Below are 16337 nucleotides of genomic sequence, written 5' to 3' on the forward strand. Positions count from 1 at the left end.
AGAAATCACCATCACAAACCCTACCCTTTTCTTTAAAAGGCATCAGGACAGCTTTTCATCAAGGGCCTACCTATTAGGGCTGCAGCCGGCCTTGCCAAAATGCGCGATGTTTTAGCCAATTGCAGGGCGAATTCGTTCCCTCCTCAATTGCTCAAAGGAGCAAGAGCAATACCGTATAGGATGCCATCCCCGAGGCAAATGCCCAAAAGTTGCTCTCCTTTTCTTCCGGAAGTTCTTCTTTCATCACATTCAAAATGACGCCGCCTGCCAGCACGGCGAATAAAACAGCGATCACTCTTTCGTCAACATCGACTGACATGCCCACACCCCATCCAATCAAAATGGCTGCTGCCAGGGCCCATCTGCCCAATCTGTCATAGACCTCCTTATGGGCACTACGCAAACTGTGGTCGCTTGTGAGGAAATGAAAAGCCAGCCCGAAAAAATAAAATAGCAGTTCGGTCATATCCTTCTTTCCACCGTGAAGGAGCAGATAACCAATCAGACTATTATAAAGGAAGAACACAGATAGATGAATCCAGAATACACCTATTGATGGCCGATTGTTTTGCGTTTCTTCCTGCTTCTTCTTTGAAGCCTTGACCATTCGATCCAAACCATAAAAAATGGCCAAGCCAAGCATGGCCACTATATAAGTATGATTCTCGAAAAACACCAGTGCTTCTGAATGAATACTCTTATCCAGCACCTTATTATGCCGATTCAATTCGGGAAGCAGATGGATGAATACATAAGCAACGGAAATCCCTCCTGCTGCAGAAAGCAGCCAGCTCCTCGGGGTCCTGTCCAAAAATGGAAGGTGCCTCGAGTATAAATGGATGGCGACAAAGCCTATGGCCAATATAAATGTAAACAACTGGAACATTGCCTTAACTCCTTTTTTGTTTCTTAACATATGCCCATTAAGAAACGGAGTAAAACATAAAGCTTACTCTGGCCGCCATTGTAACGCTTTTTGTTCGATTTCCTTTACAAGCGGAGACTTTTCATCCATATAGGACTCGATATCGTATACAAACTTTACCGCTGCCATTTCTTTCAACTTCGTATACCGCTCCGCATCATTGGGGTGATTTCTCAGGTAATCGCGGAAAACGAGATGCCGGTACACTTCCTTATTCCCCTTTTCATACGAATGCAAATGTACCTTCCTGACCCCGGCACCATCATTTTTTTGAAAATAGCGGCGTCCTTGAAGACCATTCTCTCCCTTCGCCTTATAACCGGCAGCCTCTAATTCCGGAGACGCCTTTTCTACTTGTTCAAGCCTGTCAGCGGCAAGAAGGATATCGATGATCGGCTTCGCGCTGAGACCTGGAACGGCTGTGCTGCCAATATGGTGGATCTCCACTTCAACCGGTTTGAAGATTGACTCTAGCAGCAACTTTTCCTTGATGAACAGGTCTGCCCATTCTGCCCTGTATTTCACTACATCGACCCGTCGCCGATTCATTTGAAATTTTTCCAATCCATGTCGCTTTCTGAAAGCAATTCTTCGAATGATTTGTTCTTCTCCCTCAGACGGGCCGCTTCCTTTTTCCGCAGCGCTTCCTCCTGCTGTTTCTTCTCTTCCTCCTCCTCTAGCTGCTGCTTTTGCGCCTTAAGCTTCTCCATGACATCCTGATTCAGGAGGTCTCCAAGTGTCGCTGGCTTTTCCTGCTTTTTTGCAGGCTCCTTGCGGTGATGCTTTTTCTTCATTATCGATCCCTCTGCTTTTTGTTATTGGCCATATTAAATTTGACTGTTCATTTCCGCTCAAACCAATAGCTAATCAAAAACCGTACTGCTCTTTAACATAGCCTTGTTTGTATAAAAGATTATACTCTGTCTTTTCCAAAAATGCAGTTATCATTCATTGACTCGAAAAATTCTCAGATTGCCTCGCAGGATACGCATTCCGCTTGGCGGGTGTCGGGCTCGCGCCTGCTAGGCATCCCCTCTCCCGCTGTACATTGGGGATTAGCTTCTTTGCGTCCGGCCTGCACGAAGGAAATGGGGCAGCATTTCAAAGAGTTCCGCTGCAATCAGCAAATCTGTACTGCTTATTGAATTAAAGAAATCATTTATGCTCAAAAGCAAGAGTGAACCAGGGTCAGCGGGATTCCTAAAGGCTGTCTCATCCTATGCGGCATCCCTTCCTCAACAGTTGCAGCATCGCCAAAAATGAAAACAGGAACCCCCTAGTGGAAGAGGGATTCCTGTTTCAATCAATAGGCGTCCATTTTGACCGAATCATCAACCAGGAGCTCCGGCTCTGTTGACTTGATGACATCCTCAGCGGTATAGCCGGATGCCACTTCGACAAGCTTCAGTCCTGCAGGGGTCACATCGATTACTGCCATATCAGTGATGATCCTGTTGACTACTTCTTTTCCTGTCAGCGGCAGGCTGCAATTTTTCAAAATCTTCGGCTCCCCATTCTTGTTGACATGCTCCATGATGACAATGATTTTCCTGGCACCATGCACCAGGTCCATCGCCCCGCCCATCCCTTTGATCATTTTTCCAGGGATCATCCAGTTTGCCAGGTCTCCTGTTTCCGATACTTCCATGCCGCCGAGGATAGCGATGTTAACATGTCCGCCGCGGATCATCGCGAATGACTCCGCTGAATCGAAATAGGCAGCGCCAGGAATCGCCGTGACAGTTTCTTTTCCTGCATTGATCAAATCGGGATCGACACGGTCTTCGGCCGGGTATGGGCCAATTCCTAAAAGGCCATTCTCTGATTGGAGGACGACCTGCTTGTCATTGGAAATGAAGTTGGCAACAAGTGTCGGCATCCCGATCCCCAAATTCACATAAAAGCCGTCCTCGATTTCTTTCTCAGCCCGGCGCGCGATTTTCTCCCTGACATTTGCTTTGTTCTTTATCATCTGCCTTCTCCTTTCATAGTCAGCTAAAGTTAACTGCTCACAGTCAGCCTTTCAATCCTCTTTTCCTGGGTGCCCTGGATAATTGACTGGACATAAATGCTCGGAGTATGGATTGTGTTTGGGTCCAGTTCACCAATCTCATAGATAGTTTCAATCTCCGCAATCGTCACCCTTCCAGCTGCCGCAATCATCGGGTTGAAATTCCTCGCGGTTTTGCGGTAGACAAGATTTCCCATCCTGTCACCTTTCCATGCTCTTACAAGGCTGAAGTCTGCGGTCAGCGCTTCTTCCAGGAGGTATTCCTTGCCGTTGAACATCCTTGTTTCCTTTCCTTCGGCAATCGGAGTCCCTACTCCTGCCGGTGTATAAAAGGCAGGAATCCCCGCTCCGCCTGCCCTGATTTTTTCTGCAAGTGTACCCTGGGGCAAGAGCTCGACTTCAATTTCCCCTGACAATACTTGTCTTTCAAACTCCTTGTTTTCTCCAACATAGGAGCCAACCATTTTTTTTATCTGTTTGTTCTTTAGCAACAGTCCAAGGCCCCAGTCATCGACACCGCAGTTATTCGAAATGACGGTAAGATCCTTCACCCCTTTTTCCACGAGCGCTAGGATTGTATTTTCGGGAATCCCGCACAGACCGAATCCGCCAACCATCAAGGTCGCGCCATCATGGATATCCGCTACTGCTTCTTGAAAAGAAGTACATACTTTTTTCATCGCTGCTCCTCCAGTTTTTAAATTGTCAGCTTCTTAAGCAAGTTCTACCACAGTCGCTACGCCCTGGCCGCCGCCGATACAAAGAGTGGCAAGCCCTTTTTTGGCGTTTCTCCGTTTCATTTCATGGATGAGGGTCACAAGGATCCTTGCCCCGCTGGCTCCAATTGGATGGCCGAGAGCAATCGCCCCGCCATTGACGTTCAATATCTCTTTATTGAAATGAAGCTCCCGGTCGACTGCCAGTGACTGGGCGGCAAATGCCTCGTTCGCCTCGATCAGCTCCATGTCTTCGAGGGTCATCCCAGACTTTTCTAGTGCTTTTTTGACTGCTGGGACCGGACCGATTCCCATGATGCTCGGATCGACACCCGCGCTTGCGTTTGCCTTGATGACGACAAGCGGATTCAATCCCAGCTCCTCGGCCTTATCCTTGCTCATGACGACAAGAGCGGCTGCTCCATCATTGATTCCGGAAGCATTCCCGGCTGTGACGCTTCCGTCCCTCTTGAATGCGGGACGCAGGCCTCCAAGTTTTTCCGCTGTTGTCCCTTTCTTCGGATATTCATCTGAATCAAAGATGATTGGATCCCCTTTGCGCTGCGGAATCTCAATTGGAACAATTTCATCCTTGAATCTGCCTTCCTTGATTGCTTTCGCTGCCTTTTCCTGGCTTGCAGCCGCAAATTCGTCCTGTTCCGTCCGGCTAATTTCATACTTTGAGCAGAGATTCTCCGCTGTTACTCCCATATGGTAATCATTGAATGCGCACCAAAGACCATCCGAAATCATGCTGTCCAGCAGCTTCTGGTCCCCCATCTTGAAGCCATTGCGCGCATTTTTCAATAAATAAGGCGCCTGGCTCATGTTTTCCATGCCGCCTGCGACGACAATTTCTGCATCCCCTGCAATGATGGCCTGGGCAGCCAAGTGGACCGCCTTCAGTCCTGATCCGCATACTTTGTTGATCGTCATCGAGGAAGCGCTTTCAGGGAGCCCCGCCTTGATCGCTGCCTGACGTGCGGGATTTTGTCCAAGCCCCGCCTGCAGGACATTTCCCATGATCACTTCATCCACTTGTTCAGGCTTCACTCCAGCCTGTTTAATAGCTTCCTTGATGACCGTTGCTCCCAGCTCTTGCGCGGGAATATCTTTCAGGCTTCCATTGAAGCTTCCAATGGCTGTCCTTACAGCCGCAACGATTACCGCTTCGCTTTTCCCCAAATCACTCACCCTTTCTCTTGGTCTTGCACTGATATTTACTTCGATTGCTTTCAATCAAATCCCTTTTATTTTATCAAAATTTTTATTATTCTTGCATTTTTAAAAATATTCTATTTACAATGGAAATATGTGACGAGAGGAGGATCTTTCATGCTGCAGCTTCCTGGAAAGGTTGAAATTATCGAGGTTGGCCCGCGCGACGGGCTGCAAAATGATAAAAGCTTTGTCCCTACTGATGTAAAAATAGCATTCATCAATGCTTTGAAAAAGGCTGGCCTGAAGGAGATGGAACTCACTTCATTCGTATCTCCGAAATGGGTGCCGCAAATGGGCGACGCGCCGGAAATCGTCGCTGAATGCCTTGACAGCGTGACAAGGAATATCGTTCTTGTTCCGAACAGAAAAGGAATAGAACGGGTTTATTCGACCGATTGCAAAGCAGTGGCCGTGTTTGTGGGCGTCAGTGACACATTCAACAAAAAAAACATCAATAAAACGACAGCCGAAAGCCTTGCCGAAGTGCTGCCACTGGTCACTGAGCTCAAGGAAAAAGACTACTTTGTCCGCGCCTGCATCTCGACTGCTTTCTATTGTCCGTATGAAGGTAAAATCGAAGAGGATGCCGTGCTTTCCCTCTGCAAGCAATTTGCCGATGCCGGTGTCGATGAACTGAGTGTCGCCGATACGATTGGGATGGCTGCTCCGAATGAGTCTTATTCGCTGTTCTCCAAATTTAAAACAGCATTCCCGAATCTTCTGCTGACCGCCCATTTCCATGATACGAGAAAGCTGGCGCTTGCCAATATCCTTGCCGCTCTCCAGGCGGGCATCTCTCGTTTTGATACATCTGCCGGCGGGCTGGGCGGCTGCCCGTTCGCGCCAGGCGCTTCCGGGAATGCCGCTACTGAAGAGGTTGTCTATATGCTGCACAGGATGGGCATCGAAACAGGAATCGACCTGGATAAGCTTGTCCAGGCAATAGAAATCATCAAGCCGCATGTATCAGGGCCCATCGATAGCACTTATTTCCGGTTGAATTCGCTAGCCTAGTTCGATGCATAAACGACCGCTCTTCCATACATCTTATAGGTGAAGACATCTTCAGGAAGGGAGCGGAACAGACACTATGAGCCAAAAGCGTGACAAAGGAAACAGCCAGCAGGGCAAGCCGGATGCTGACAATATCAAACAAACAATCGCCGCTGAAGACCTGGAAAAAGCGGTCCGGCCGACAAAACGGCAGAATACACCGCAATAGCAACCCAAAAGGCCGCAATTTCGCGGCCTTTCTATGTTTTATGGTAAAATAAAGAAAAATGCATTCGGAGGGTTTAGATTGAGAAAGGTGTTCCGCTTCCTGCTTTCGTTTTTGTTCGTATTGGCCTCTCTCGGGGTTTATCTTTCGAACAGGGTGATGTTTTTGAAAAAGAAGGATGATGAGGAAATCTTCATCCGTGAAAAAGAGGCTGGCCATCTCCATCCCGATGATTACGATGCTCTGCCAAAGCGGGAAGTCACAATCCAGTCTTCCTTTGGTTATCCGCTGAAGGCAGTGCTCGTTGAACCGCATGATTCCAACAGGTACATTATCATTGCCCATGGAGTGACCCAAAACAAAACAAATTCAGTCAAATATATGAACCTGTTCCTTAATAGGGGTTTCAATGCAGTCATTTATGATCACCGCCGCCACGGAGAATCAGGCGGGAAGACGACCAGCTATGGTTTTTATGAAAAATTCGACCTGAAATCGGTCGTCGACTGGCTGAAAGCAGAAAAAGGACGTGATATTTTCCTTGGGATCCATGGGGAGTCAATGGGGGCGGCGACCTTGCTCCTGTATGCAGGGATGCTTGAGGACGGAGCGGATTTCTATGTTGCCGATTGCCCGTTTTCCGACTTCAGCGAGCAGCTAGCCTACCGGATCAAGGAAGAGGTCAAAGTGCCTCCCCGGCTCCTGCTGCCGGTCGCCAGCTTGTTCCTGCGCATCCGGGATAAATATTCGCTCCGCGATGTGTCGCCAATCACTGTTATAGAAAACATCAAGAATCCTGTCCTGTTCATTCACAGCCGCAAGGACGATTTCATTTTGCCCTCGATGACAGAAGCATTGTTCGAGCAAAAGAAAGGACCAAAGAAACTGTTCATGGCCGAAAACGGCCTTCACGCCCAATCTTACAGTGAAAATCGCGAGGAATATGAAAAGGTGCTGGATGAGTTCCTTAAGGAATATGTTTTCACGAGGAATGGCGTGGCTGAGCCTGTTTCATGACGCAAACAGGGGCAAGCCCAGTCGGGCCGCCCCTGTCCCTGTCATTGCTTTTTACCCTGGCGGTTAAGTTCCTTTCCATCCGCGCCAAGAGCCCTGACTTGTTTATAATCCCCTATTGCATAATAATAGCGGTCTTTTCCTTTCTGGATGATTTCAATTTTCTTGAATTTCCCGTCAGTGCCTGCTGCTTCAATTGTTTTGACGCCAGGGTTGGCAATTTTCCCAAAAATCACGGGAATCCTCTCTTCCAGTTTGCCGTTCTTGCGATAAATATGGAAAGCATCGGCATATAAAATCATGAAATCATTTTCATAATAAGTCCAGTGGTTGTGCCCCGCGTTTTCCCAGCCATCCTTTTTCCCGCCTTTGATATAGGCAACGGCCAGCGCTTCGAATTGCTTTCTGCCATCCTTTTGCTCAGTTGTGTAAAAGACGACCCAGCCGTCCTTCGTTTTTTCCTTGTGTATGATCTGTTTGATATTGAACGGTATGTCTTTCCGGATTGCTTCCTCTACTGTCTCATACTTGCAGCCAGCGAGCAGAAGCATGCACATGATGAACATGGCTGCCCTCCGCATCTTCCCCATAACTCTCCTCCTGCCCATTTGCAAACCAATTCTATGGATATCGATTCCTATTTTTATTTAATCCATTTTTTAAATTATTGTAAACTATTTTCCTTTTGTTTTATCTAAGTAGCTCATACGCGGATTCAAGTATTCGTTAGGGCTTTTCAACTGATAACAGCCTGTTGCCGCACTATAATCAATGGTCATTTCATCGTCGAAAAAAACTTCCCTTGATGCCTCGATATAGATCGGGAAGCTGTCAGTCCTGATTTCCGTTTCATTCCTCTCCCGTTCGTCCTCAAGCCAGAGGGCAGCCACACCATTGACCGCGCAGCCGCAGCCGTCTATATCGTATTTCAGCTTCAGGAATCCTGGCTTCCCTGCCATTTTCTCCTTCAGCTTTTTCTCCGCGGCTGCTGTTACTTTTATTTTCATTTTCCTGCACTCCTTCCCTGATTTTCTTATTTTACCATACCTTTCTGGTAAGATTGGATGCAAAACAGTCTCAAAATTGACTTGCAATTTTCCGCTTCAGCTTTTACTATCAAAGATAAATTGTGACAAAGTTGTGAAGGAGTGTTTTTTATGTCAAAAGTGCAAATCAAAGTAAACGATAACGGTTCATTCAAGGTTTCAGGAGATGTGGAATTATTGGACGGTGCCGGGAACAAATTCGTAACAAAGCCTGTCTTCTCGCTTTGCCGCTGTGGAATGAGCAAGAACATGCCATTCTGCGATGCTTCCCACAAAGGGAAATTCGAATCGGCTGTACGCGCTCCACAATCGGAAGAAACAGAATAAAATCATTTCCTGGCGCTGGGTTTTCCCATCGCTTTTTTGTCTGTTCACCATTCTTCTGCATGCCTGACATCGGCAATCGCTGCTATTTCGATGCGATGGACTTCTTCAAACCGGTCGACGACATGCAATTTCTGCCCGAGTTCGTCCCAATAATGAATTTTCCCGATCACAAGCTCATATTTCCGCCGCCGATAGTAAGCGATGCTGACAGGGCGATTGAACTCCATCGCTTCAAGGATGGTGTCATTCAGCTGCTCAAGTTGCTGTTCATCAAGCTGCTTCTCTTTTTCGTATTGGTCTTCCTGCGCCCAGTCACGCAGCAGCTTCACATGTTCAGGAAGCATCATGGAAGTCCATTTGATTCTTCCGCGGTCACGAATCATTCAATCTCCTCCTTCTGCCAGGCCTCAGCCTTTATGCCCGCCGACAAGGCGCGCGCGCTGCCTTGCTGTCCCTGCTGCTGTATACGATACGGCCCGCAGCAGCGCTCCGGGGCCATAGCGGCCGCGAATGCGGTCCATGACATAGCCAAGCTCCTTCTTTTTCCAGCCATTCACATTGAACAGATCCAACTGGAATTGGCTGTCCCCGACAAGGTTGCCAAGGGAAATCGAAATACTGCGGACCGTTTTTCCGGTGTAGTTTTCAGCAAAAAGCTCAAGACAGACCCGATACAAATCCATCGTGATGTTCGTCGGTTCTTCAACCGTCCTGGAACGATGGAAACCTCCGCCAAATTCGTCCTGGCTATAGCCGACTCCAAAGCTGATTGTCCGGCCCGCCTTCCCATGGCTCCTCGCCCTTCTTGCCACCTCCTCGCACATTTCGAGAATGACATGCTTGATTTCCTCTTCCTCCTTATAATCACGAAGCAAAATCTGGCTCTTCCCGAAGCTGATCTGTCCTTCCATGATTGGAGCGCCGATTTCCGATAAATCGATTCCCCACGCATGCCAGTAAAGCTGGTTGCCCATGATGCCAAACTTTTTCTCGAGTTTTTCAAGATCATAGCGGGCAAGCTGGCCTACAGTGAAAATCCCCATGCTGTTCAGCGTTTTCTCGACGCGCCGGCCAATCCCCCACATTTCCCTGAGCGGCGAGACGTTCCATAGCTTTGTCTGTACATCATCATACGTCCATTCGGCTATTCCTTCTTTCTTCGCCTCGAGGTCAAGGCACAGCTTCGACATCAACATATTCGGACCGATTCCGATCGCGCACGGCAGCTGGAATTCACGCTCGATATCATCCTTGATTTTCCTGGCGATCGAGATAGCATCACCCCACAGCTTCGATGCGCCATCAACCTTGATGAAGCTTTCATCGACACTGTAGGTGTGAATCGCTTCCTTCGGGACATAACGATTGAACACACGGGAAATTTCAGTGGAAATTCGCAGATACGTTGACATTTGCGGATCAACGATGATAATCCGCGGGTCCTTCGGAATCTCAAACATCCTTGAACCGGTTTTAATCCCGAAATCTTTTTTAAGTCGGGGTGAAGCTGCGAGGACGACGCTTCCCGGGCGGTCGAGGTTGCCTACGACAGCCAGATGGCAATCAAGGGGGTCAAGGCCTCGCATGACCGCAGAACAGCTGGCATAGAAGCTTTTCATATCCACACATAGGATTTTATTGTGCGGCATTTCACTGTAATCGACCATGCACCTTTCTCCTTTCAAAAACTGCTTTTATCAAACTGTATTGCATCATCTGAAATTTTTTAGCGGAACCGGTGTCTTTCTGGTAATTGCCTGATTTTCCGGAGACTATCAATTTGTTCCGGAAAAGTGCTGTTTTTTCAAAATAGCCTCAACAGGAACATTTGTTCTATTCCATTATACCCATAATATTAAGCGAATATGCGTTCGGTTTCAATGGAAATTTTACGGCGGGATTCCTTAATTACGGTTTAGATGGGGGGCCGTTCCAGAAATGGACGATTTTGCAGAAGGCTGTTAAAAGCCGAAAAAACAAGTATAATCGGGGATGAGGTGCTGATAAAATGGATAAGAAACTGATTCGGAAAATGGTCCAGAAATGCCTCGTGCAATACAGGCATGATGATGATGCGCTTCCATTCAGCGAGCGGGACTTCGAGGAAATTCACGGGAAGATTATCGATTTGAAAGAGCGGGAGCCTGAAGCAGAACTGCATGAGATCATCAATGATGTCGTTTATGAGTTCTTGGTTACATAAAAATAAAAGCGTGAACCGGGATTCACGCTTTTTATCCAAAAATCACTTCAGCCTGATATTTGCTTCACCTTTAATCCTCGTTGGATAATCGGTGATTTTCAGGGTGATTGGGCCGGGAGCGGCTCCTTCATTAAAATATGGAATGAATATTTCCTTTATGCCGATGTCGCTTCTCCACGTTGTGGAATGCCCGCTATTGACGATCTTCCCCTTGGCATCCACCGCATCATAAAAAGGGGTGATCCCTTCCATTTCGGCGTCCTGCTTGAAGGTGAATTTAGATCGTTCCCTTCGCGGCTGACTCTATCAAGACGCCCGTCATGCGGAGCCTTCAGGATTTTGAGCTTTTCAGGGTCTACCGCTACTTCAAGCTGGTCTTTGTCAAGCGCACGCAGCGAGTCATCGTCTGCATTCCTTAAATAACTCAAAGCAATCCGGTACAGACGGGTTTTGTGAAGCTGCATAAGTTCATAGAACGCAGCATCGTCACCCTTTTGGCCTTGAAGGCCAGCTCTTCAAGCTCCAACGTTCCTTCCCCTTGACTCTGTATCTATATACTAGACATCGAAGACGCAAAAAAGTTTTCTGTTTTAAAAAAACCGCCAAAAAAGTTTGGCGGTTCAAATCCTGGTTATTTTTGATTGAATGCTTTCTTGCCAAGCCGTTCGAATGCCCGGGGGAATAGGCTGTAAAAAATGCTGCCGGCGTTCATCCAGCGCGGGAGGTTGATTTCTCTCGTCTTTGTCATCATCCTGTCGACAACCTGCCTTGCAACATATTCAGGCTGGAGCATGAACCGTTCGACATTCTTGACGTATGTACCCTGCTTATCGGCTATATTGAAGAAATTCGTGGCGATTGGGCCGGGATTGACGGAGGTGACAAATACATTGTCTTCTGCGAGCTCCATCCGCAGGCTGTTCGTATAGCCAAGCACCGCATGTTTCGTTGCCGAGTACACGCTCGACTTCGGTGTGGCGATCTTTCCAGCCTGTGAAGCAATATTGATGATATGCCCGCTTCTCCGCTGTTTCATGCCCGGCAGCACCATCGAGGTGCACGCCATCAGGCCAATGACATTCACAGCAAACATCGACTTGATTTCTTCGATTTTTGCCTCGTGGGCCAGATCGAAGATTCCGAAGCCCGCGTTATTAACGAGAATGTCCGCATGGCCGATTTCTGAAAGGACCATGCCAAACATGGCTTTGATTGCGTCCGTATCGGAAACGTCCAGCTGATGGACATCCACTTTTACACTATGCATGGACTCAAGTTCTCCCTTGAGCGCCTGCAACTTATCAATCCCCCTGGCCAGGAGGACAAGGTTCGCACCCCTTTCGGCGCACAGCCTGGCGATCTCGGCTCCGATCCCTCCTGATGCCCCGGTAATGATGATGTTTTTCCCTGTTAATGACTGCAATTCGATTTCACCTCATTTTGCTGTATACATGAAGGTTGGCCCTTCTTCCCGGACTTCAACCGCGTCCATCGCCTGCAAATAATCCAGCTGCCCGACGGTTTCGGAAATCGTCAGGTTCAGTTCCCGTTCAAAGACAGCCGGGAATAATAGACGGCAGATTTCAAAAACCGTAAGCGATTTGCCTTCAAGCATTTTCCTGACCTGCATTGCCCTGTCATGCTGGCGTGACAAGCGCTTTTCGATCAAACTGTGAAGCCCGGAGATTTCCGTGCCGTGCCCCGTGTATACCTGGCCGGCCGGAATACCTAGTAATTTCTCCAGCGAGGCATTGTACTGGACGAGCGGACGCGGACGCTCCACTTTTCCTGGAAGTGGCGGTTCGAGCAATGGATTCGGTGAGATCCCAGCCAAGATCGTATCCCCCGCAATCATCGCTCCATCTTTTTCCCTGGAAAGGACAATGTGGCTTTGGGCATGGCCCGGCGTCTCAATGACCCTCCATCCAGGAAGGGCAGGCGGCTCATCCGTTTCCAAAATCGTCCCGGACAATGAACGGTCACACGAAAATACCATTGTTTTCTTCATTATTTTAACTGACGGGCTGAAATAATGCTCGGGAATGCCGAATTGCGGAAAAATCTTTTCAAAGAATGCTTGATGCTCGCTTTCAAACCCGGCATTCTTTTTGATGTACCTTTCATTAAGCGGATGGCCATACACTTCAAGGTCCGGCCGCAGATAATCCAAGAGCCCCACGTGATCTGGATGGTGATGAGTCAGGATGACCTGCTCGATATCTTCAGGTTTCAGCTTCAACTCAGCCAGCTGATCCTTAAAGGACTCCCACGCCTCGTCTGTCTTCGTACCCGCATCCACAAGCGTGAGCCGGTCCCCTTTTATCAAATAAGCATTCACATCGCCGACCGGAAAAGGCGTCGGCAAGGTAAGCTTAGCAATTCCATCTTTCCATTCTGTCATTTTTTCTGCACCTCAAACATTATATTTACATAGATAAAAACAGCGCTTATTTTCCTGCTCCCCAATTTTTCCTGCATCAGGCATGCCTGCAACCATTTTTCCAATATATAAAAATAAGTTTACCTTTAAAGGCGATAAATGTCATTCATTTGCCGAAATATTTTCAGAAAAAACTAATAATTTCCCTTGACAAACCGCTTGTCCATCTTGCATAATCACTATTAAAACTTAATGAAATAAAAAAGCACTTGAGCAAGACGAGTAGACAGGAATGGTGCAAGAGAGCGGAGCCCAGCGGCTGGAAGGCACCGCCACCCTCTTCATGTTGAACCCTACCTTGCAAGCTTCCAGGCAAACCTGGGCGTACACCGGCGTTAACGGATCTTGAGCTGCACTTTCCTGGCTTCGGCCGGAGGTGAATGAAGGTGGTACCACGGAAGCATGGCCTTTCGTCCTTTTAAGGATGAAAGGCCTTTTTATTTTAATTTTTGCTAATGCCTGAATGAAAGGGATTCAGTTTTTTTAGGCGAAGGTTCTTGTTCCAAAGAAAGTTCCCGTAACACATACTTATTTTTAAAAACACATGGAGGCGATCTGGATGAAGAAGCTTGTTTTTGTTGGCGCAGGTTCGATGGCAGAAGCGATGATTTCCGGTATAGAGGCAAGCGGGCTTCTTCCGGGAGAGCGAATATGGATCACAAATAAGCAGGATAACGGGAGGCTTAGGAAACTTGAACAAAAGTATGGCATAAAAGCGACATATGACCATGCTCAATTGTTCTTCGACGCCGATGCCGTTGTACTGGCGATGAAACCGAAGGATGCTGCCGCGGCACTTGGAGAAATCCAGCCTTATCTTGAGGAAGGCATGCTTGTCATATCAGTCCTCGCTGGTGTATCGATCGCCGCCATCGAGGCTGCTGCCGGAAAATCGCTCGCAGTGGTTCGGGCGATGCCGAACACTTCAGCTGCAATCGGAAAATCGGCCACTGCATTTGCTGTGAATGGACATGTCAGCTTGTTGCAAAAAATGCTTGTCAAGGAGCTTTTCAACACAATCGGCTCGACAGCGATTGTCGAAGAATACCAGCTGGATGCGGTCACCGGACTGTCCGGGAGCGGTCCAGCCTATATCTATTATCTTGTCGAGGCTATGGAAAAAAGCGCCACGGAAATCGGGCTCGAAAAACACACAGCCAAACAGCTGATCATCCAGACCATACTCGGCGCCGCCGAAATGCTGGCAAAATCGGAAAAAGAGCCTGGCCAGCTTCGTTTCGAGGTCACAAGTCCTGGCGGGACAACAGAAGCCGGAATCAGTATCCTTGAACAGCATGGCGTCCAGGATGCCTTCATTTCCTGTATCAAGGAAGCGACTGCGCAATCAAGGAAGCTCGGACGTTTGCTTGGCAGCGAGCTGGCTGGTGCTAGCCGGCGCTTTTAGGTCGTTTACTGGAGAAATGTTATGTATACTCAAGGTTTCAATTTGAGGTAAAGACCAAATTTTTTCTTTAAGCCGGAAGCCCTGTTATACTAAAAATATATTTTGGTCTACGAAAGAAGGAGGCTTCTGCATTGGAAACAAAGTTATTTTCACCATTTGAAATCAAAGGGCTGACACTTAAGAACCGCGTTGTCATGGCGCCGATGTGCATGTATTCCTGTGAAAAAGAAGATGGGATCGCAACCGATTGGCATATTGCCCACTATACGAGCAGGGCAGTCGGACAGGTAGGCTTGATCATCCTGGAAGCGACTGCCGTGACGCCGCAGGGGCGGATCTCTCCACAGGACCTGGGTATTTGGAGTGATGACCATATCCCGGGACTTGCAAGATTGGTTGAACAAATCAAGTTGAATGGCGCTGCGGCCGGCATCCAGATCGCCCATGCCGGAAGGAAAGCGGAGATAAGAGAAGAAATCGTCGCCCCTTCCGCCCTGGCATTCAATGAGCGTTACAAAGAGCCTAAAGCAATGACTGGAGAGGAAATCAAAGAAACGGTCGAAGCCTTCAGGCAGGCGGCAGAAAGAGCAAAAAAGGCCGGATTTGATGTCATCGAAATCCATGCGGCCCATGGCTACCTGATCAACCAGTTCCTTTCTCCGCTGACGAACAAGCGTAAGGATGAATACGGCGGTACAGCAGAGAATAGGTTCCGCTTTCTCCGCGAAGTCACAGAAGCAGTTAAATCTGTCTGGGACGGACCGCTGTTCGTCAGGGTATCAGCCTGTGATTACAATGAAGAAGGCCTGACTGTGGATGATTATGCAACTATGGCAGCCTGGCTTAAGGAGCTTGGCGTTGACTTGATCGATGTCAGTTCCGGGGCTGTCGTCCCTGCGAGGATTCCAGTGTATCCTGGCTATCAGGTGAAATTCGCCGAAAAGATCAAGCATGGTGCGGAAATAGCAACTGGAGCCGTCGGTTTGATCACATCCGGCATCCAGGCTGAAGAGATTCTCCAGAACGGCCGCGCCGATCTGATCTTCATTGCCCGCGAACTGCTCCGTGACCCATATTGGCCGCGGACTGCCGCCAAAGAACTCGGCACAAGCATCGAACCCCCGAAGCAATACAGCCGCGGCTGGGTATTTTAATAAATGTGTGGGGTCGGCATTCTTTATGCCGGCTCCTTTTTTGTAGTTTGGATCCAATCATAAAAGAACCCGGCTGATTCACTTTCAAACGGGGGGTTATTGTAAAATATTGGGGAAACGGGAGATTATGCATGCTGATTAGGAGATTATCGTCCCCAATCGGGAGATTAAGGGCTGCCATTGGGAGATTATGAGCCCTGATCGGGAGAATACGGCAATAGATCAGGAGATTATCGGTTTGGATGGAAAATTGCAGCCATCTCCTTTAGATTCAATCATTAAAAACCCCGGCTGATTCACTTTCGAACGGGGAGTATTGTAAAATATTGGGGAAACGGAGATTATGCATGCTGATTAGGAGATTATCGTCCCCAAACGGGAGATTAAGGGCTGCCATTGGGAGATTATGAGCCCTGATCGGGAGAATACGGCAATAGATCAGGAGATTATCGGTTTGGATGGAAAATTGCAGCCATCTCCTTTAGATTCAATCATTAAAAACCCCGGCTGATTCACTTTCGAACGGGGATTATTGTAAAATATTGGGGAAACGGGAGATTATGCATGCTGATTAGGAGATTATGGTGCCCAAATGGGAGATTAAGGGCTGCCATTGGGAGATTATGAGCCCTGATCGGGAGAATACGGCAATAGAT

The 16337-nt window shown here is 48.1% G+C and carries 20 protein-coding genes; 7 read left to right on the forward strand and 13 right to left on the reverse strand.

Features of this window, described 5'->3' with window-relative positions; genetic code table 11:
- Positions 1–151: 151 nt before the first annotated feature.
- From JJQ88_RS09540 to JJQ88_RS09565, 6 genes are all read right to left on the reverse strand, one after another.
- Positions 152–886, reverse strand: coding sequence for a hypothetical protein (locus JJQ88_RS09540; RefSeq protein WP_210365638.1), 735 nt, complete (start codon positions 884–886; stop codon positions 152–154).
- 63 nt (positions 887–949) lie between these two features.
- Positions 950–1474: a GrpB family protein gene (locus JJQ88_RS09545; protein ID WP_210365640.1), complete on the reverse strand. Its 525-nt coding sequence runs from the start codon at positions 1472–1474 to the stop codon at positions 950–952.
- Complete coding sequence (locus JJQ88_RS09550) at positions 1471–1719, reverse strand: YqkE family protein (protein WP_210365642.1); 249 nt, start codon at positions 1717–1719, stop codon at positions 1471–1473. Before JJQ88_RS09550 ends, JJQ88_RS09545 begins: the two co-directional genes overlap by 4 nt.
- Positions 1720–2228: 509 nt before the next feature.
- Positions 2229–2897 carry a CoA transferase subunit B gene (locus JJQ88_RS09555; RefSeq protein ID WP_210365644.1) on the reverse strand — a complete coding sequence of 223 codons (669 nt, stop codon included), beginning with the start codon at positions 2895–2897 and terminating at the stop codon, positions 2229–2231.
- Positions 2898–2926: 29 nt separating this feature from the next.
- The gene (locus JJQ88_RS09560; RefSeq protein ID WP_210365645.1) at positions 2927–3616 is read right to left on the reverse strand and encodes a CoA transferase subunit A; all 690 of its coding nucleotides are present in this window, start codon (positions 3614–3616) and stop codon (positions 2927–2929) included.
- A gap of 33 nt (positions 3617–3649) precedes the next feature.
- A complete protein-coding gene (locus tag JJQ88_RS09565; protein WP_210365684.1) occupies positions 3650–4837 on the reverse strand; it encodes an acetyl-CoA C-acetyltransferase in 1188 nt (395 codons plus the stop codon).
- 150 nt (positions 4838–4987) lie between these two features.
- Here JJQ88_RS09565 and JJQ88_RS09570 point away from each other — a divergent pair, with 150 nt between their 5' ends.
- The 3 genes from JJQ88_RS09570 to JJQ88_RS09575 all read left to right on the forward strand — a co-directional run bounded on the left by JJQ88_RS09570 (position 4988) and on the right by JJQ88_RS09575 (position 7109).
- Entirely contained in the window at positions 4988–5887 is a 900-nt protein-coding gene (locus tag JJQ88_RS09570) for a hydroxymethylglutaryl-CoA lyase (RefSeq protein WP_210365646.1), read from the forward strand.
- A 76-nt stretch (positions 5888–5963) separates the two neighbouring features.
- The gene (locus JJQ88_RS21500) at positions 5964–6095 is read left to right on the forward strand and encodes a hypothetical protein (RefSeq protein WP_282597679.1); all 132 of its coding nucleotides are present in this window, start codon (positions 5964–5966) and stop codon (positions 6093–6095) included.
- Positions 6096–6173: 78 nt separating this feature from the next.
- Positions 6174–7109 (forward strand): alpha/beta hydrolase, encoded by a 936-nt coding sequence (locus tag JJQ88_RS09575; protein ID WP_210365647.1) that lies wholly within the window; start codon positions 6174–6176, stop codon positions 7107–7109.
- A gap of 41 nt (positions 7110–7150) precedes the next feature.
- Here JJQ88_RS09575 and JJQ88_RS09580 read toward each other — a convergent pair whose 3' ends face one another.
- Positions 7151–7696 carry a hypothetical protein gene (locus JJQ88_RS09580; RefSeq protein WP_210365649.1) on the reverse strand — a complete coding sequence of 182 codons (546 nt, stop codon included), beginning with the start codon at positions 7694–7696 and terminating at the stop codon, positions 7151–7153.
- Positions 7697–7780: 84 nt separating this feature from the next.
- Positions 7781–8113, reverse strand: coding sequence for an iron-sulfur cluster biosynthesis family protein (locus JJQ88_RS09585; protein ID WP_210365651.1), 333 nt, complete (start codon positions 8111–8113; stop codon positions 7781–7783).
- A 150-nt stretch (positions 8114–8263) separates the two neighbouring features.
- Between JJQ88_RS09585 and JJQ88_RS09590 the strand changes: the two genes are divergently transcribed.
- On the forward strand, positions 8264–8479 hold the full coding sequence (locus JJQ88_RS09590) for a CDGSH iron-sulfur domain-containing protein (protein WP_210365653.1): 216 nt from the start codon (positions 8264–8266) through the stop codon (positions 8477–8479).
- Positions 8480–8523: 44 nt separating this feature from the next.
- On the opposite strand, the gene JJQ88_RS09595 is transcribed toward JJQ88_RS09590, so the two are convergent.
- Together JJQ88_RS09595 and JJQ88_RS09600 are read right to left on the reverse strand one after the other, a co-directional pair.
- Positions 8524–8862, reverse strand: a complete 339-nt coding sequence (locus JJQ88_RS09595) for a YolD-like family protein (RefSeq protein WP_210365655.1) — start codon at positions 8860–8862, stop codon at positions 8524–8526.
- Between the two features lie 24 nt (positions 8863–8886).
- Complete coding sequence (locus tag JJQ88_RS09600) at positions 8887–10146, reverse strand: Y-family DNA polymerase (protein ID WP_210365656.1); 1260 nt, start codon at positions 10144–10146, stop codon at positions 8887–8889.
- Positions 10147–10487: 341 nt separating this feature from the next.
- On the opposite strand from JJQ88_RS09600, the gene JJQ88_RS09605 reads away from it, so the two are divergent.
- A complete protein-coding gene (locus tag JJQ88_RS09605) occupies positions 10488–10682 on the forward strand; it encodes a YqzH family protein (RefSeq protein WP_210365657.1) in 195 nt (64 codons plus the stop codon).
- Positions 10683–10724: 42 nt separating this feature from the next.
- Here JJQ88_RS09605 and JJQ88_RS09610 read toward each other — a convergent pair whose 3' ends face one another.
- The 3 genes from JJQ88_RS09610 to JJQ88_RS09620 all read right to left on the reverse strand — a co-directional run bounded on the left by JJQ88_RS09610 (position 10725) and on the right by JJQ88_RS09620 (position 13083).
- Complete coding sequence (locus tag JJQ88_RS09610; protein ID WP_210365658.1) at positions 10725–10934, reverse strand: hypothetical protein; 210 nt, start codon at positions 10932–10934, stop codon at positions 10725–10727.
- A 379-nt stretch (positions 10935–11313) separates the two neighbouring features.
- Entirely contained in the window at positions 11314–12105 is a 792-nt protein-coding gene (locus JJQ88_RS09615; RefSeq protein WP_210365659.1) for an SDR family NAD(P)-dependent oxidoreductase, read from the reverse strand.
- 12 nt (positions 12106–12117) lie between these two features.
- Positions 12118–13083, reverse strand: a complete 966-nt coding sequence (locus JJQ88_RS09620; RefSeq protein ID WP_210365660.1) for an MBL fold metallo-hydrolase — start codon at positions 13081–13083, stop codon at positions 12118–12120.
- A 598-nt stretch (positions 13084–13681) separates the two neighbouring features.
- On the opposite strand from JJQ88_RS09620, the gene proC reads away from it, so the two are divergent.
- Complete coding sequence (gene proC / locus JJQ88_RS09625; protein WP_210365661.1) at positions 13682–14527, forward strand: pyrroline-5-carboxylate reductase; 846 nt, start codon at positions 13682–13684, stop codon at positions 14525–14527.
- A gap of 131 nt (positions 14528–14658) precedes the next feature.
- Positions 14659–15681: an NADPH dehydrogenase NamA gene (gene namA / locus JJQ88_RS09630; RefSeq protein ID WP_210365662.1), complete on the forward strand. Its 1023-nt coding sequence runs from the start codon at positions 14659–14661 to the stop codon at positions 15679–15681.
- Positions 15682–16337 lie beyond the last annotated feature (656 nt).

The organism is Bacillus sp. REN3 (assembly GCF_017912555.1).
Taxonomy (GTDB): domain Bacteria; phylum Bacillota; class Bacilli; order Bacillales; family Cytobacillaceae; genus Mesobacillus.

Coding starts and splice junctions, on each gene's coding strand:
- JJQ88_RS09540 (WP_210365638.1), bottom strand. CDS start 886: ATGTTCCAGTTGTTTACATTTATATTGGCCATAGGCTTTGTCGCCATC.
- JJQ88_RS09545 (WP_210365640.1), bottom strand. CDS start 1,474: ATGAATCGGCGACGGGTCGATGTAGTGAAATACAGGGCAGAATGGGCA.
- JJQ88_RS09550 (WP_210365642.1), bottom strand. CDS start 1,719: ATGAAGAAAAAGCATCACCGCAAGGAGCCTGCAAAAAAGCAGGAAAAG.
- JJQ88_RS09555 (WP_210365644.1), bottom strand. CDS start 2,897: ATGATAAAGAACAAAGCAAATGTCAGGGAGAAAATCGCGCGCCGGGCT.
- JJQ88_RS09560 (WP_210365645.1), bottom strand. CDS start 3,616: ATGAAAAAAGTATGTACTTCTTTTCAAGAAGCAGTAGCGGATATCCAT.
- JJQ88_RS09570 (WP_210365646.1), top strand. CDS start 4,988: ATGCTGCAGCTTCCTGGAAAGGTTGAAATTATCGAGGTTGGCCCGCGC.
- JJQ88_RS21500 (WP_282597679.1), top strand. CDS start 5,964: ATGAGCCAAAAGCGTGACAAAGGAAACAGCCAGCAGGGCAAGCCGGAT.
- JJQ88_RS09580 (WP_210365649.1), bottom strand. CDS start 7,696: ATGGGGAAGATGCGGAGGGCAGCCATGTTCATCATGTGCATGCTTCTG.
- JJQ88_RS09585 (WP_210365651.1), bottom strand. CDS start 8,113: ATGAAAATAAAAGTAACAGCAGCCGCGGAGAAAAAGCTGAAGGAGAAA.
- JJQ88_RS09590 (WP_210365653.1), top strand. CDS start 8,264: ATGTCAAAAGTGCAAATCAAAGTAAACGATAACGGTTCATTCAAGGTT.
- JJQ88_RS09595 (WP_210365655.1), bottom strand. CDS start 8,862: ATGATTCGTGACCGCGGAAGAATCAAATGGACTTCCATGATGCTTCCT.
- JJQ88_RS09600 (WP_210365656.1), bottom strand. CDS start 10,146: ATGGTCGATTACAGTGAAATGCCGCACAATAAAATCCTATGTGTGGAT.
- JJQ88_RS09605 (WP_210365657.1), top strand. CDS start 10,488: ATGGATAAGAAACTGATTCGGAAAATGGTCCAGAAATGCCTCGTGCAA.
- JJQ88_RS09610 (WP_210365658.1), bottom strand. CDS start 10,934: ATGGAAGGGATCACCCCTTTTTATGATGCGGTGGATGCCAAGGGGAAG.
- JJQ88_RS09620 (WP_210365660.1), bottom strand. CDS start 13,083: ATGACAGAATGGAAAGATGGAATTGCTAAGCTTACCTTGCCGACGCCT.
- proC (WP_210365661.1), top strand. CDS start 13,682: ATGAAGAAGCTTGTTTTTGTTGGCGCAGGTTCGATGGCAGAAGCGATG.